The sequence below is a fragment of the Vibrio tritonius genome (assembly GCF_001547935.1).
Lineage (GTDB): Bacteria > Pseudomonadota > Gammaproteobacteria > Enterobacterales > Vibrionaceae > Vibrio > Vibrio tritonius.
In genome coordinates this window covers 1,096,362-1,111,409 of the sequence record NZ_AP014635.1, presented here as the reverse complement: position 1 = coordinate 1,111,409, position 15,048 = coordinate 1,096,362, and the positions used below count along the sequence as shown (strand labels likewise).

Below are 15,048 nucleotides of genomic sequence, written 5' to 3'. Positions count from 1 at the left end.
TTTAAAAAAAGCTTAGTAACTTTCAGTGTAGACGGTAAAGAAAAAACATGGCTAAGTTATTGATGTTATCTGAGGCTTTTGCTTTCCCTGCTATGGGTTCAGTACCCATATTTATGGGCGCTGACATGGGGTTATTGATGAGCCTCTAAAGGGCGGGTTGTATTTAGAAGCCACTCAGTGATGAATTGTTCTAACGGTATGGGCTTACTAAACAAATAACCTTGAAAGTAATCAACACCATGACTTTGCAAATAGTTCATTTGAGCCACCTGCTCTATTCCTTCAGCTACTGTTGGTATTTCAAGACGCTGCGATAAGTCCAGTAAGTTATTAACGATATTATTGGATATTGCATCCTGTCCAATAAGATCAATAAATTGCTTGTCGATTTTGATGTAATCCACTTCAAACATCTGCAGATAGATTAAACTCGAATGCCCTGTACCAAAATCATCAATAGAAAAACGTACACCTGCAGCATACAGCTCGTTGTACATTTCAAAAATACGTTCCTCTTTCGTGACTTGTTCGCGCTCTGTTAGCTCTAAAACCAACTTGATTTTTTCGTTATTCATAACCGAGATAAACCGCACACAATCATAAACGATGGTGCGATCCAATAACTGTTGCGCACTTAAATTAAACGACAAATGCATCTTAGTAGAGATGTTATGAGCGTGGGGCTTTAGTTGCTTCGCTACCTGAGAAAATAACGTTGTAGAAAGACGAGCAGCCAACTGGCCTTTTTCTACCAAATCAATAAATTCGTAAGGGGAAATGATGCCTTTTTTTGGATGATGCCAACGTACTAGTACTTCTCCACCCGCCATGGAGCCATCTTTAGTTAAAATTGGCTGAACATAAGCTCGAAATTGCCCAGCTCGGATGCCCTTACGAATTTCTCGGGCTAAAAAGCGGGGTAACGTTAAAAATTTATAACATTGATAGCTGAGCACAGCGGGGAAAAAGAGTAAAAACAGCAGTGTAATTAGCAACTCGTCATGCAAATCGTCGACCATTAGATTAAGGTCGTAATCGACCGAGATTGAATAAGGGTAATTGTCCGAATGTACCACCATACCGGGAATTAAATTGGTATGTTCGATTGGCATAGAAATCGCTAGCTGCCCGACATGCATTTGGAAACGAAAAGAGTAAGGACGAATATCAATTTGATCGAGAAAGTACTTTTTACTTAATTCCGTACTAATGCCATTTGTTACGTACATCAAGGCATTTAATTGAATATAACCCTTGGCTAAAAACAGACTTGCGTCAGACGTGGGGTGAATGGGAGTGAGAGAAAAACCATCGATGGAACTGCAATAACCCGTTGGCAGTTCAAGCTCCATAGAAAGCCCACTAGGGATCGTGAGTGCACGAACCGTCATTATTCTACGCAATGCATCACACGGTAAATGAACATAGTGTTTTATAAATATTGCCGTCTCATCCACTTCGAAGAATATCTCGTCCATATGTTCGATGATATTACTAATGCTCTGCCGAGCTTGACGTTCAACATCTTGAGTGATCGTATGGTATGCCATCAATCCACCGCTAATTAGGATGAATAAATAGACAAAAAAGGAGTAGAGTCGAGCTCTAAAATAACGAGAATACTCATACTGGGATTTTTGCAACATAGGTTCCTAGGAGCTCAACATAAAAAGCCGCACAAAACAAAGTTAGTATAGGCGAACTAATTGTTAATGCACTTTTGTATACCCAAATGACTTCAAGATGCAAAATTTAGAGCTTGAGATCACTTGAGTATATGAATACCTGCCACACTAACCTACTCAATCTACTAATTTTGTATCGTCTCTTATCCCACTATTTGGTTTTCTATTCTACTCTTAATTGCAGCGTCATTTCTAAATTAAGAGAGAAACAGATGAGTCAAGACGACAAAGAGCTCGACAATGGCGGTATTCCAACACCGAGCGGAAAAGCAACTCCCATAGATACTGACTACACCGTAGGCCAAGACAATGTTGTGGTCTCTCTTGGTCCTTTTGGCCTCGATATTCACAACCGTGTTTTTGCAATATCTGGCCTAGCGATCGTGGCTTTCGTTTTTGCCACATTACTGTTTCGAGAGCATGTGGAACCCGTTTTCACAACATTAAAATCATGGTTAGTCACGAATTTGGACTGGTTTTTCCTCCTTTCTGGTGATCTATTTGTCATCGTCTGCCTTGGACTCATATTCTCCCCACTCGGACGAGTACGAATTGGCGGCACAGAAGCGACGCCTGATTACTCTTATGCAGGTTGGTTGGCAATGCTGTTTGCTGCAGGTATGGGTATTGGATTGGTTTTCTTTGGGGTGTCTGAGCCAATGTCGCACTTCAGTTCATCCCTAGCGGGAACCACCATTGAAAATGGCGTACGAACCGATTGGGCTCCTCTGGGTGGTGCCATAGGAGACACTAAAGCAGCTGAAGCTCTGGGTATGGCGGCAACCATTTATCACTGGGCACTGCACCCATGGGCAATTTACGCCTTACTTGCTTTAGGTTTGGCGATATTCTCTTTCAATAAAGGCCTGCCATTAACTATGCGCTCGGTGTTTTATCCCCTTTTCGGCGAACGTGTTTGGGGATGGATAGGACACATCATTGATATTTTAGCGGTCGTAGCCACCGTATTTGGACTGGCGACATCACTAGGATATGGCGCCTCTCAAGCCGCAACTGGGCTTAACTTTCTGTTCGGCATTCCATTGACCGACATGACGAAAGTCGTTCTGATACTTATCATTTCAGCCATGGCACTGATGTCGGTATTGGCTGGTTTAGACAGCGGCGTCAAACGATTATCTGAAATTAACATGATACTCGCAGCCATCTTATTACTATTTATCGTAATTACCGGCCCAACCATTGCCATTCTCAGCGGCTTTTTTAGTAACATCAAAAATTATGTGGAATACTTACCAGCGCTTTCAATGCCATTTGACCGTGAAGACGTTAACTTTTCACAGGGTTGGACGGCGTTTTACTGGGCATGGTGGATATCATGGTCCCCATTTGTCGGCATGTTTATCGCACGTGTATCTCGGGGACGCACCGTAAGAGAATTCATCGTCTGTGTATTGCTAATACCATCGACTGTTTGCGTGTTTTGGATGACAGCCTTCGGTGGCACTGCAGTAGACCAATACGTTAATGACGGTTATCAAGCAGTCATGAACGCTGAACTCTCACTCAAGTTATTTGCCATGCTTGAAGTGATGCCATGGCATGCTATTACCTCTTTCGTGGGTATTGTCTTGGTGGTGGTATTTTTTATTACCTCGTCCGATTCAGGCTCACTGGTCATCGATACCATAGCTGCAGGCGGCAAAGTGGATGCTCCGACACCACAACGCGTGTTCTGGTGCACCTTTGAGGGCTTGGTTGCTATTGCCTTAATGTTGGGCGGAGGCTTGGCGGCGGCGCAAGCAATGGCGGTAGCGACAGGATTCCCATTCACTATCGTGCTATTAGTAGCAACTGTTTCTCTCATTAAAGGACTAATGAGTGAACCTCGGCAGAAGAAACACGTTGGATAGAATCCAGTCGGCAACAAAACTCGACAGAATCACTCATCGTTAAAAACAGATCAAGGGCCTTAATGGCCCTTGATGATATATACCTATCACAGGTTTATTTAACGAATGCACAATTCGATCGTTTACATTACAAAGGATCTGTAGAGCTTACTGATTACCGGTATTAAGCGCATTGATAAGTGGTTGCAAGGTATTTTCAAACACGGTTTGCGCTTGATTGTGGATATTTTCCACATTTAATTCTGGATGCTGTTTTAGAGCTTGATCCCGCACGGCTTCAAGCTGTGCCGAACACAAGTCGCTGACCGCACTAGCATCTTGTCCTGCTCCGCAAACGGAACCTAATGTTTTACTTGGTAGCTGATTGATCATATCGGCCAAAGACATACCGTTAGATGCACTCGCCGCCACTCCGGCACCGCTATAGACTATCCCTACACTCAATAGTACTTTGGTCCACAATTTCATCTTAACACCTCGCCATCAACTGCATTTAACTGCTGCCACTATTTAAAATTATCGGCACTTTACTCAGATACTTAAGATCTTTTTAACGATTCCGCATCTTGAGGTCATTTGGGTATACACAACGGAGCTGCAAGAGCGTTTCCTTAGGATCGCATCCTAACAATAAATTTTGCTCATTTAACAGCAATCATTGCCACATATGCTATGGTTTGAATATTAATTATCTGTCTTATCTCGGCCCTAAAAAGAGGAATGATTATCATGCAACGATTTGAAATTCGAGTGGAGCCAAGCCCTACAGAGCCTTTGTATTACTTCGTCATTGTATCCAAAAATGGCGATGTTTTTGCACGTAGCGTGATGTACCCAACCAAACAGGCAGTAGAAAACCGTATCAACTTAATTAAAGATAATGCTTCAACAGCAAAAGTTGTCGACCTCACCACTGCTGAAGTCCATTGACCCATAGACCTAAGTCACCGCAAGATGCTGTTTTAGCGAGAATGTATTCGCTCATAGGCAAAACACCGATTTGAATACCTAGTCATACTACGTAGCAAATCGGTAACGCTGCATAGGCGCGAATACAACTCCCCCTTTGGGGACTCATCAACTTACAAATACATCTATCCAATCTCAACATATTGATAATATGACAAATAAGTGATATTTATTATTGTGTCCAAGTAAGTTCTAGATGCTGTTTTAGCATTTGGAATGGGGTATCGAGATAAGCTCAGAACAAAAGAAGAGCAAATAATTTTCATAGGACAGTCCATAGGACTGACTAAACTCTTTTGACTCAGTATACCACCTTAAGTAAATCCTCAATTTTGGCTTGTAGTCTCAACGCCAGAATCACAGAAGATGTTTGAGGTTGTCGATAATGTGGATGTCTAAAGAGACTCATCTAAGGTTGAAAAATCGCTTGCGCCAATTTGATAAGCAACGCAAAAAAGTTATGTCCCGCTGGTTAGGGTTGCCTTTGGCAGTGCTTAACCACTTTTCTCGTACGGAAAAAACGTTAGTCAAACCTGAAGAAATCCAGCGTATTGTGATTGTGCGGAACAATGCAAGAGTAGGCAATACGCTATTTTTAATTCCTTTCCTTAATCAAGTAAAACAAGCCTATCCCCATGCTGAGATCACATTGGTCGGCAGTGCAAAATGGCAAGGGTCGCTGTTACAAGGGCTAGGGATTAATCACTTTGTGGTTAGCCACTTTGGTTTTCGAAGCCTACTGAAATTATTGCTCACTATCATAAGGTTACGTAAAACGTCTTTTGATATCTGTTTTATGCCTTGTGGCTCCGCGCAAGATGCTCTCATTTGCAGTGCGTTAAATGCACGCAACAAAATCGGTTTCGACCATGAACGCTACCACAAAGCGCTTACTCATGCGTTAAATAACACCTCATTTTATCGTCATGCGGCGCTACGCAGTTTAACGCTCATCCCACAAATTACCCCTATCTCTTTAGCAAAAACCTGCCACCAGCTGCGTCTTTCTGAGCAGGAACTTACCCAAGGTAAAGCAGCTCGACAAGCACTTGCTGATGAACAAACCCTAGTTATGGCCTACTTTCGTGAAGCTCGTGGCGCAAAACAGCTAAGTGATGATATGTGGCATCAAGCACTACAAGCGCTGAGCGAAACGAGTCCTAAACCTGTCGTTTGGATTGAAATATTAGGGCCAGATGCAAAGCAAGGGTTTGACCCAAACCATTTAAGTTGTCACTGTTCCGATTTAAGAGAACTGGCTGGGTTATTACGTCATTTCGATGGTTTTATTAGCTGTGATACAGGGCCGTTGCATTTGGCTGATGCAGTCAATACGCCATGTATTGGCCTATTCACCCACACCGACCCTACCGTGTATGGCATGTTAGGTGACAATGTTCAGTACATTACCAACCCAAATAACTTCAATGCAAAGCAGATATGGCAAACGTTGCTCGCCAACGGTCCATCTTCGCAAAGGGGAACATTACGTCTAGAACGTATCAAGCGCGCTAAAACAGTCAGCCGCGATAACTCTCCATCGGTAGAAGATGCCCACCTTGCTCTGTAATCAACTCATCATCGAGCGATAACATTTAGCACCACTAAAAAGGCCACATTTTATGTGGCCTTCTCATATTTGTGCTGAGAACTCTGCTCGCTATTTCTTATTTTCATCCTAAGTAAACCTTAAGTATTTCACTTCATTATGTGTGCATATTCGTTGTAGGGCTTTGACACATATGAAACTGAATTTACCCCGAATCTCTCTAACTATGCCGACGCTAATCCTAGTGTCTGCTGTCTATTTCGGTACAGTGATGAATTACCCTGTACTGAAAGCATTGTTTGGCTTGAGCCAAAACGTTCAAGACTTACTGTTTTTTTACTCAGCACCACTGCTGCTGATAAGTGCGTTCCTGATTATTTTTTCGTTGTTCGCATGGCGTTATGTATTCAAACCCTTCATGGTGTTTGTCTTGCTCACTTCCGCAGCTGCGCTCTATGCGGAAGTGAATTTTCATACGCTCTTTGATATGACCATGATGGAAAGTGTTTTTGAGACCAACAGCTCTGAAATTTCTTTCTACACCAACATGACCTCTACCCTTTACCTACTGGGGTTTGGCCTGATTCCATCTCTATTACTTATGATGGTTAAAATTAAACCACAGCGTTCATGGAAAATAGCATTGGCCTCTCGCTTGTGCATTGTGGTTATTGGGGCATGTGGTGTATCGGCTGTTGCGGCGACTCAATATAAAAACTACGCCTCGGTGGGTCGTAACAATAAGTACCTTAATCGCATGATCATTCCAGGGCACATCTATAGCGGCGTTCGTTATTTGAATAAGCTCTACTTCACTACCACCCTGCCATATAAGTCCCAAGGCACAGATGCGACCCTAGAAGCCACGCAAAATGGCAAACCCACGCTAATGGTCATTGTCCTTGGTGAAACCGCTCGTGCTATGAACTTTATTGATAATGGTTACGGTCGTAATACCCAACCCTATACACAATCACTGGGCTTAATTTCGTTTGAGCATGTTTCCTCATGTGGCACTTACACCGCGCTTTCCGTGCCATGTATGTTCTCCAACATGAATCGCACCGACTACAACAAAGAGCGAGCAATGACACAAGATAACGTGCTCAATGTCATGCAACATGCTGGTGTAAAAGTACTTTGGATAGATAACGATGGTGGGTCAAAAGGGGTTGCTAACAACCTACCGAATCAATCCATCGATACCTCGTTGAAAGACCAAGACTGTAATGGCAGCACTTGTTTCGATGAAATCATGCTGAAAAAAGCGCAAACATTCATCCATCAAGATAAGCAAAATAAAGTTCTCGTACTGCACACTATCGGTAGTCATGGGCCAACCTACTTCCAACGTTACCCCACCGCTTATGCACCGTTCCAGCCGGCGTGTAACCGTAGCGATATTGAAAATTGCAGCGACCAAGAAATCAAAAATGTCTATGACAACACCTTGGTCTACACCGACTTTGTGTTATCCCAAGTGATTCAAGAGCTAAAAGGGCTTTCTTCACAATACAACGTCATGATGACCTACATCTCAGATCATGGTGAATCGTTGGGAGAAAACGGGCTGTATTTGCACGGAACGCCATACTCAATTGCGCCTAAAGAACAAACCCATGTTCCTTGGTTATTGTGGATGCCAAAACAGTACGCAGAACAAAAGCACCTAAACATTCAATGCTTACAGAATGTGGCAAAACAGGCATCACTGTCTCATGACAACTTGTTCCATAGCCTGCTGGGTTTATACGGAATTTCAACTCAGGTGGATGATACAAAATTGGACATCACTCATGGCTGTAAACAAGCTTCTTAATATCACGGTTAGGTCGTCTGCTGACTTTCAGTGACACATAATCCATTACGCTCCCTTAGCAACCAATGTTCGCTAAGGGAGCCTCTTGTCTGAATAACCATTATTTAAGCGACACTTTATTGCATGCTCTGCAATGACTAAAATGGTAAACAGCGTTTATAACTTCGAAACCAAATAATTAAATCATGAAGATATTAATCATTGAAGATTCAGAAATATTACGCCGTAGTTTGGTGGTGGGGTTAAATCACCTCGGTTGCGCAACAGATGAAACCGGCGATGGCGCAATTGGCTTAAAAATGGCGCTGCAAAACACCTACGATGTGATCATACTCGATCTCATGTTGCCTAATTTAGACGGAATGGCCCTATTGCAAACTCTGCGCAACAAAAATAGCCCTGCGCGAGTGTTGATTCTTTCCGCCAAAAACCAAACGCAAGACCGGGTCGACGGCCTTTTAAAGGGAGCAGACGACTATCTCACCAAACCTTTTTCATTTGACGAACTGCATGCTCGCATTCTTACCCTAATGCGCCGCGGTGGATTGGAACACAGTGATAACAGCCTAACCGTCGGCGATTTTCGTCTTAACCTAGCGTCACGAACCTTTACCTATCTTGACCGCTCGATAGAACTTACTCCAAATGAGTTCAAAATATTAGAATGTTTGTTTAGCAAACCGAATCGTGTGGTCAGTTTAGAAAAAATCAGCGAGGCGGTCGTAGGCCACTATGATTACTTGTCGAAAAACGCCATTGAGGTTCACATTAGTGCCATTAGACGTAAAGTGCGTGCTGCAAATGGCCAATTACCAATAAAAAATAAACGCGGATTCGGTTATACCATTTCTCAATAAACCCAAACCACCAGCTTAGGGGAGCCATTGTGCGACGATTCATCAGCTACTTACCTTTTATTGGTAAACGCTACCAACATTCTATGGCCTCTATCCAAAGTAACTTGGTGAACTCAGTTTCTTTGATATTTGGGGCAATTTTACTCGTGGTTTTTCTTTCTGTTGATACCGGAATGGACCACTGGGTAGAAGAGCAATTTGATGCAGCCATGATAAACCGCGCTAACTACCTAAAATCTCAAGTCAGTATTGAGAATGGTGCGTTAGTGATGAGCTTTGATAAGCAGGTCATGCCGCAATATCAAAAAGAGAAACATCCGCAATTTTTCCAACTGTGGCAAAATGACACTTCGCTTGCTCGTTCTGCTAGCCTAGATCACTTTCCCCACAGCAACCTTATTCGCTCCACTCTGCCCGTTGGCAAAGATCGTATTTTTCCGCTTATGATGCCCAATGGCGAAGAAGGTCGAGCGCTTATTTCCACCTTTATCCCTAAAAATGCGCCAGCCGGGACTGAGCCACTGCATCTCACGGTCTATGAATCGGCCCATTCACTCGATGTATTGTGGATTGTAGACATTCTCTTGATCACAAGCTTCTTACTTGCCATGACATTGGTGCGATATATTACCAACCTGCTGATATTGAAGGGACTTGCTCCGCTGGTAAAATTGAACGATGAACTCAAGCAGTTTAGTGACCTCAAACAACGTGGTGAGCGGGTCTCTCATTTTGTAAAACCAACGAATCCGGTGAAAGAGATAGAACCGATTCGTAACGAATTAAACGCGTTCATTGATGCCAATAGTCAGTTAGTTGCCAATGAAAAACGCATTACCAGCGACATTGCCCACGAACTCAAAACGCCCATTGCAGAGATTCTGGCACTGAGTGAAATTCACCTACGTTACCCAGATGATGAACGAATCAGCAAAACATATCCCGATGATATTTTGCATATAGCACAACGAATGAAAGCCATTGTTGAGAACTTAATGTTGTTGCAACGCGCCTCATCGCCTTCTCTCATCGTCTCACAAGAGAAGATTACGCTTGCTACTCTAACCAACCGTGTTCAGTCAGCGCTAGAATTTAAATACCCACAGTTACCACAGCGGGTAAAGGTTCGCTATCAAACTATCGAACGCATCGTGGCCGATACCTTTGTCATGGAGACCATCCTTACTAATTTACTGGATAATGCCCTGTTCTACAGTCCAGAAGACAGTGTTGTAGATGTGCTTTGGTATCAAGAAAACCAACAAACCTTTTTGACTATCAGCAACTCATATGTGAATAAGTTAACCGACGAGCAGTTAGGCAATATTACTCAACCGCTTTATCAGGTGGATAGTTCTCGAACCAGTAACCAACGCTTTGGGCTTGGTTTATCTATTGTGAGTAACCTCTGTCAGCAGTGTCACTATACGCTGAGTTTCGCACAAAGCAGTGACCGCTGTTTTACCGTCACGGTGCAACTCAATAACTGTACCTAAACATTCGATGTTTAGGTAAATACTTAACGTAGGCTCGCATTGCCCAGTCAGTTCGGCCCACTTTGCCATTTATGACAAAGTGGGCTATTGGCATTAATAGATAATGTCAAAGTACCCTGCTGCGTTACAAAATAAAGGAACAATTTATATAGGCCAATCTTAAAAATCTGTTCTATAGTTAAAGAGAATAGACCAACTGCCTGATGGCAAACTCCTAAGTTGTGATTGGAATACCTTTTAGCCCATTTACCTGTGATGGGCTATTTTTTTGTCTGTATTCGTCAAAAACAACCTTCAAAGAATTGAACGATGATATACCCAAAGTAATCTTAAGATTCTGTTTCAGCGGGAATTTTATTGGGTATTTTTATACGGATAGTTATTTTGATGGTAATATCACATCTTACTCATCTCAATACTAAGTCACTTAGGTACTTTTAGAATGAGATAAGACCGTTTATGTCTATTTAATTGATTTTAGGAAACACTAATAATGAAAAAAAAGTTAGTTGCTAGTGGTATATTTTTAGTGGCAGTAGGATCAGGTTTTGCTGCAAATAACATAATGATTAACAAAGCAAGTCAAGAAGTTCCCCAACAGATCCTTCGCGCTTTACAAAAGCTTGATAGCAATGCAATTCAGGTTCAAAGGTTAACATCCAACGTTAACGGTTCCAAGATTGACGAGCAATATGTCATTTATCCCGTTTTCAACGGAAAACGTGTCGATAAGGCCCCTATTTTCATAAACCATACAGCCAACATTGGTCTATTTGCATCATCAGTCAGTGGTCATGTCACTATTGTTAAAGACAAAGGTTTAGCAAAAACATTTATTGAAAATGTAGCTACGATTAATGACAATATTCACTATTCCTTTTCGACTGCTAATGAGAAATTAGATTTAAATGGTGAAATTCAGATTGGAAAAATTCAAGATGGCCTTAGCTCGTTAGAGCTTGGGAAATTGACATTTAGTACTATTGGTTCCTCAAATCAAATTACCTCTACAATGCATCTACCAAGCTTTGTATATAACAAACGAAACGAACAGTTCTCCTTAACTGATATCACCATGAAATCAGTTGGCGGTGATAACTTACCCAAGAACACTTTTGATATAACAACAGGTAAAATAAATGTTCTAGAAAAGCGTTTCAATCAAAGCATTCAAGTTGCTGGACTGAAGTGGAATACCGCACTTACTAATGAACCTTCCGCAACTTTAACGACAGACATTGAAGTAAATAAACTGAATTTCAATCTTGATAATGCACCTAAAGATAATTTCGATATCACTCTTAATATAAATGTACCGGGAATCCCCGCTTCACGACTCCAAGAGGCTGCCGATAGTATCCATCATGGCAACATAGCTCAGGAACGCGTCAAAAAAATCCTTAATGAACTTCTTAACAATGGAATTAATGGCAATAGTATTACTCTGAGAATCAACAACTCTTCAGCTAAAGGCTTCATAGCTCTTGCTCCTGCAAATTATTCTGAGATGCAACCATATCAGAAACGAACTCAACTCATCTCAAACCTATCTGCACAGGTCGATTTTGATTTAGAAAAATCGCTTGTCGAAAGCATGCCTAAAATTTCACCAGTAGTAGAACGCTACTTTGACCTAAGCCCTGAAGATAAATATACAGGGACATTTAAACTCACCGAAGGCCAGGCAACCCTCAACGGAAAACCTTTACAATAATTTAAATGGGGCACTTATTAAGTGCCCCTCTCGATGATCACATATCCACACTATAGGATTAGCTTTTGCGAATAGCCTCTACCCCAGAGAAAGCCAAAACCCCATCTGGAAGACGTTGCCCACGTACTTCAATGGCTTTTAATTCAGTATTCAGTTCTGCTATCTCACTCGGTGTAAATTGAACCTCAGCTGCACCAATGTTTTCGATCATATGTGCCATGACGGTTGTTCCAGGGATAGGTACTATCCAAGGCTTTTGCGCCATAAGCCAAGCTAGAGGAATCTGAGCAGGAGTTGTATTCTTACGCTCAGCCCAACGCTTAATAAGGTCAATTAACAACATATTATGAGCAAGATTCTCTGGTGAAAAACGGGGAGTAATAGAACGAAAATCTCCAGAAGCAAAAGTGGTTCCACTATCAATACACCCTGTCAGTAGCTGACAATTTAAAGGCCACCAGGACACAAAACCTATTCCCAGCTCTTCACAAAGTGGTATCACTTCCTTTTCAGGATCACGGGTAGCCATCGAATATTCATTTTGAATAGCGGTCAACGGTAATTCAGCGTGCGCCCGACGAATCGTCTGAATACCGGGCTCCGACAGTCCCCAATGCAAAACTTTTCCTTGGTCCACAAGATCTTTTACAGCTCCAGCGACATCTTCAATCGGTACTTGAGGGTCAACACGGTGCTGATAAAGAAGGTCGATATGGTCAGTACCTAGACGTTTAAGAGAGCCTTCAACTGCTCGCTTAATATGCTCTGGTCGGCTATTTAACCCAGGACCACGCTTGCCCGTTTTAAGGTCTATATTCCAACCAAATTTTGAGGTGATCTTAATGTTGTCACGAAAAGAACTGATCGCTTCACCCAGGATTCGCTCATTCTCGAAAGGGCCATACGCCTCAGCTGTATCAAAGAAGGTGATACCACGGTCGTACGCCTCATGCAGGATCTTAATCATTTCTGGTCGATACGGTACTGTTGTGTCGTATTTACGGTGCATGTTTTGAACACCTATACCTACGCCAGATACTTCAAGAGAGCCTAATTTGCGCTTTCCAATACCCAAAGAGGGCTGTAACTTTTTTGAATCTGCATAACCAGAGGAGCTCTGCCCAGCAATAGCTTGTGTTGCCGTAGCGAAAGACAACATTGAGGTAGCTGCTACACTTGCCCCCGCAACAATAAATTTACGGCGCCCCATAGATGTCGCACTATTGTCTCCTGCCTCACCATTACGTTTCCTACTCATGTTTGCTTTCCCTAATAAATGTTTTTAACGTTTACCTAGCTCTTACGCTTTCGTCATAAAATTTATAATCTTACATACTCGATAAACCCCGAATAGATAAAAAAACCGAGGCACTTAGAGCGTGCCTCGGCTAAGAAAAATCAAACGTTGAGTTTACGGCCGGTTAACCACTCAACCATGGTAGGATCTCGATGTGAGAAGAATGCACTGGTATTGGTATCAAGGGCAGCAATTAGGTCGATGTCATCACTGCTTAGTTCAAAATCCATGACAGCGAGGTTTTCTCGCATGCGTTCTTTGCTCACTGTTTTCGCTAACACAACGATGTCTCTGTGCAGAATCCAACGCAGAACAACCTGACCAATCGACTTGCCATATTTGGCACCAATTTGAGCCAATACCGGGTGAGAAAATAGATTATTTCGCCCTTCGGCAAAGGGCGCCCAAGCCTCTGGCTGAATCCCTTTGGTTTTCATCCAAGGTACAGCATGAAGCTGTTGATTAAACGGGTTTACTTCGACTTGGTTTACGGCAGGAATAATCGTGTTGAATGCGATGAGATCAGCAAGGCGATCGGGAGTAAAATTACTCACGCCAATTGCACGAATTTTACCAGCTTCGTACAACTCTTCCATAGCACGCCATGCACCGTGAACATCACCATAAGGTTGGTGAATTAAATACAGATCCACGTAGTCCATTTGTAAGCGATTTAAGGAACGTTCAAATTGCGCTTTTGCGCCGGCATAATTTGTATCCTGTAGCCACAGTTTCGTAGTTACAAACAGATCTTCACGCTTGATCCCAACATGTTTAATGGCGTTACCCACCTGAGTTTCATTTTGATAAGAAGCCGCGGTATCAATATGACGGTAACCAACGTCAATCGCATCGGCGACAACACGCTCACACTCTTGTGGGTCTGTTACCTGATAAACGCCGAAACCTAACATTGGCATATCGACACCATTGTTCAACTTGATACTGGTCATAATAAATCCTTGGTCAATTCGCAAACATCCACCTCACTATTCGCTAGCAAAGGTGGTTAAATTGACATCACTATAACCAGATTCATTCTCGTTGATTAGCTAGCAATTTCCGCAAGCACTTATCTATTTTATTTCTTAATCCCAGTAGACAAACTTACAAATGACATGAATCGCCGATAAAAATTGCAAAGTGAAACGCCCAAGTTACTTATACAGACGTACTCCAAGCTAAGTAAATCGCCAAAAGGACAAACAAGATGGCATTGATCTTATCCAACCAATGGCGGTGATGACCCAAAAAGAGATTTTTTGCCTTATAGGCCAAGAACGCATAAGTCGAATGGGCACAAATAAACGCCAAACTAAAAATGCCAACCAAGACTGAAAACTGCATAACATAGTTTTCTTCTGGTTTAATAAAATGAGGGAAAATAGAAAAGAAAAATAAAATGGCATTGGGATTGCTAAATTGCAGCAAGATACCTTCGCCAAATACTCGCCGCTTTTTGAATGTCAATTCAACCGATATTGCCTGATCTTGACGGCGTGTAAACCACAATTTTATCCCTAAATACAATAAATACGCTGCACCACAGTAAGAGACAATGTTAAAAGCCTTTGGAGAAGATACTAGCAAAATACCTAAACTGGTAGCGGAAAAAACCGCCACGGCACATACGCCCAATGTTAAACCGGATATACCAACGATTGACCCTCTTAAACCAAAATTAATGGCATTTGTGATCGATTTTAAGGTGCCAGGGCCTGGCATGTACACCACTGCTAATGCGATAGCAGCAAAGCTGAAATAGGTTTCCAAAATGACGCTCAATAG

12 protein-coding genes are annotated in these 15,048 nt (G+C 42.3%); 7 read left to right on the top strand and 5 right to left on the bottom strand.

Translation table 11 applies throughout. The features are described 5' to 3' along the window. Nucleotides 1–131: 131 nt before the first annotated feature. Nucleotides 132–1,646 carry an EAL domain-containing protein gene (locus JCM16456_RS05075; protein ID WP_068712960.1) on the bottom strand — a complete coding sequence of 505 codons (1,515 nt, stop codon included), beginning with the start codon at nucleotides 1,644–1,646 and terminating at the stop codon, nucleotides 132–134. A gap of 251 nt (nucleotides 1,647–1,897) precedes the next feature. Between JCM16456_RS05075 and JCM16456_RS05070 the strand changes: the two genes are divergently transcribed. Further along, nucleotides 1,898–3,559: a BCCT family transporter gene (locus JCM16456_RS05070; protein WP_068712958.1), complete on the top strand. Its 1,662-nt coding sequence runs from the start codon at nucleotides 1,898–1,900 to the stop codon at nucleotides 3,557–3,559. Between the two features lie 147 nt (nucleotides 3,560–3,706). On the opposite strand, the gene JCM16456_RS05065 is transcribed toward JCM16456_RS05070, so the two are convergent. Beyond that, a complete protein-coding gene (locus JCM16456_RS05065; protein ID WP_068712956.1) occupies nucleotides 3,707–4,027 on the bottom strand; it encodes a hypothetical protein in 321 nt (106 codons plus the stop codon). A 261-nt stretch (nucleotides 4,028–4,288) separates the two neighbouring features. On the opposite strand from JCM16456_RS05065, the gene JCM16456_RS05060 reads away from it, so the two are divergent. The 6 genes from JCM16456_RS05060 to JCM16456_RS05035 all read left to right on the top strand — a co-directional run bounded on the left by JCM16456_RS05060 (nucleotide 4,289) and on the right by JCM16456_RS05035 (nucleotide 11,963). Beyond that, entirely contained in the window at nucleotides 4,289–4,489 is a 201-nt protein-coding gene (locus JCM16456_RS05060; protein ID WP_156430448.1) for a YegP family protein, read from the top strand. Between the two features lie 430 nt (nucleotides 4,490–4,919). Next, entirely contained in the window at nucleotides 4,920–6,098 is a 1,179-nt protein-coding gene (locus tag JCM16456_RS05055; RefSeq protein WP_162266526.1) for a glycosyltransferase family 9 protein, read from the top strand. 205 nt (nucleotides 6,099–6,303) lie between these two features. Next, entirely contained in the window at nucleotides 6,304–7,896 is a 1,593-nt protein-coding gene (locus JCM16456_RS05050) for a phosphoethanolamine transferase (protein ID WP_068712949.1), read from the top strand. Nucleotides 7,897–8,081: 185 nt separating this feature from the next. After that, a complete protein-coding gene (locus JCM16456_RS05045) occupies nucleotides 8,082–8,753 on the top strand; it encodes a response regulator transcription factor (protein WP_068712947.1) in 672 nt (223 codons plus the stop codon). Between the two features lie 29 nt (nucleotides 8,754–8,782). Continuing rightward, the gene (locus tag JCM16456_RS05040; protein WP_156430447.1) at nucleotides 8,783–10,249 is read left to right on the top strand and encodes a sensor histidine kinase; all 1,467 of its coding nucleotides are present in this window, start codon (nucleotides 8,783–8,785) and stop codon (nucleotides 10,247–10,249) included. Between the two features lie 493 nt (nucleotides 10,250–10,742). Further along, nucleotides 10,743–11,963 (top strand): YdgA family protein, encoded by a 1,221-nt coding sequence (locus JCM16456_RS05035; protein ID WP_068712945.1) that lies wholly within the window; start codon nucleotides 10,743–10,745, stop codon nucleotides 11,961–11,963. 58 nt (nucleotides 11,964–12,021) lie between these two features. Here the strand turns inward: JCM16456_RS05035 and JCM16456_RS05030 are convergent, their stop codons facing one another. The 3 genes from JCM16456_RS05030 to JCM16456_RS05020 form a co-directional block, all read right to left on the bottom strand. Beyond that, nucleotides 12,022–13,221 carry an aldo/keto reductase gene (locus tag JCM16456_RS05030; RefSeq protein ID WP_068712943.1) on the bottom strand — a complete coding sequence of 400 codons (1,200 nt, stop codon included), beginning with the start codon at nucleotides 13,219–13,221 and terminating at the stop codon, nucleotides 12,022–12,024. Nucleotides 13,222–13,361: 140 nt separating this feature from the next. Then, a complete protein-coding gene (locus JCM16456_RS05025) occupies nucleotides 13,362–14,213 on the bottom strand; it encodes an aldo/keto reductase (RefSeq protein ID WP_068712941.1) in 852 nt (283 codons plus the stop codon). Nucleotides 14,214–14,421: 208 nt separating this feature from the next. Next, the gene (locus tag JCM16456_RS05020) at nucleotides 14,422–15,033 is read right to left on the bottom strand and encodes a LysE family translocator (RefSeq protein ID WP_068712939.1); all 612 of its coding nucleotides are present in this window, start codon (nucleotides 15,031–15,033) and stop codon (nucleotides 14,422–14,424) included. Nucleotides 15,034–15,048: the final 15 nt, after the last annotated feature.

Excerpts from the sequence above, each read along its gene's own strand:
- JCM16456_RS05030 (WP_068712943.1), bottom strand. The coding sequence starts at position 13,221 with ATGAGTAGGAAACGTAATGGTGAGGCAGGAGACAATAGTGCGACATCT.
- JCM16456_RS05065 (WP_068712956.1), bottom strand. The coding sequence starts at position 4,027 with ATGAAATTGTGGACCAAAGTACTATTGAGTGTAGGGATAGTCTATAGC.
- JCM16456_RS05055 (WP_162266526.1), top strand. The coding sequence starts at position 4,920 with ATGTCTAAAGAGACTCATCTAAGGTTGAAAAATCGCTTGCGCCAATTT.
- JCM16456_RS05060 (WP_156430448.1), top strand. The coding sequence starts at position 4,289 with ATGCAACGATTTGAAATTCGAGTGGAGCCAAGCCCTACAGAGCCTTTG.
- JCM16456_RS05045 (WP_068712947.1), top strand. The coding sequence starts at position 8,082 with ATGAAGATATTAATCATTGAAGATTCAGAAATATTACGCCGTAGTTTG.
- JCM16456_RS05075 (WP_068712960.1), bottom strand. The coding sequence starts at position 1,646 with ATGTTGCAAAAATCCCAGTATGAGTATTCTCGTTATTTTAGAGCTCGA.
- JCM16456_RS05050 (WP_068712949.1), top strand. The coding sequence starts at position 6,304 with ATGCCGACGCTAATCCTAGTGTCTGCTGTCTATTTCGGTACAGTGATG.
- JCM16456_RS05025 (WP_068712941.1), bottom strand. The coding sequence starts at position 14,213 with ATGACCAGTATCAAGTTGAACAATGGTGTCGATATGCCAATGTTAGGT.
- JCM16456_RS05035 (WP_068712945.1), top strand. The coding sequence starts at position 10,743 with ATGAAAAAAAAGTTAGTTGCTAGTGGTATATTTTTAGTGGCAGTAGGA.
- JCM16456_RS05070 (WP_068712958.1), top strand. The coding sequence starts at position 1,898 with ATGAGTCAAGACGACAAAGAGCTCGACAATGGCGGTATTCCAACACCG.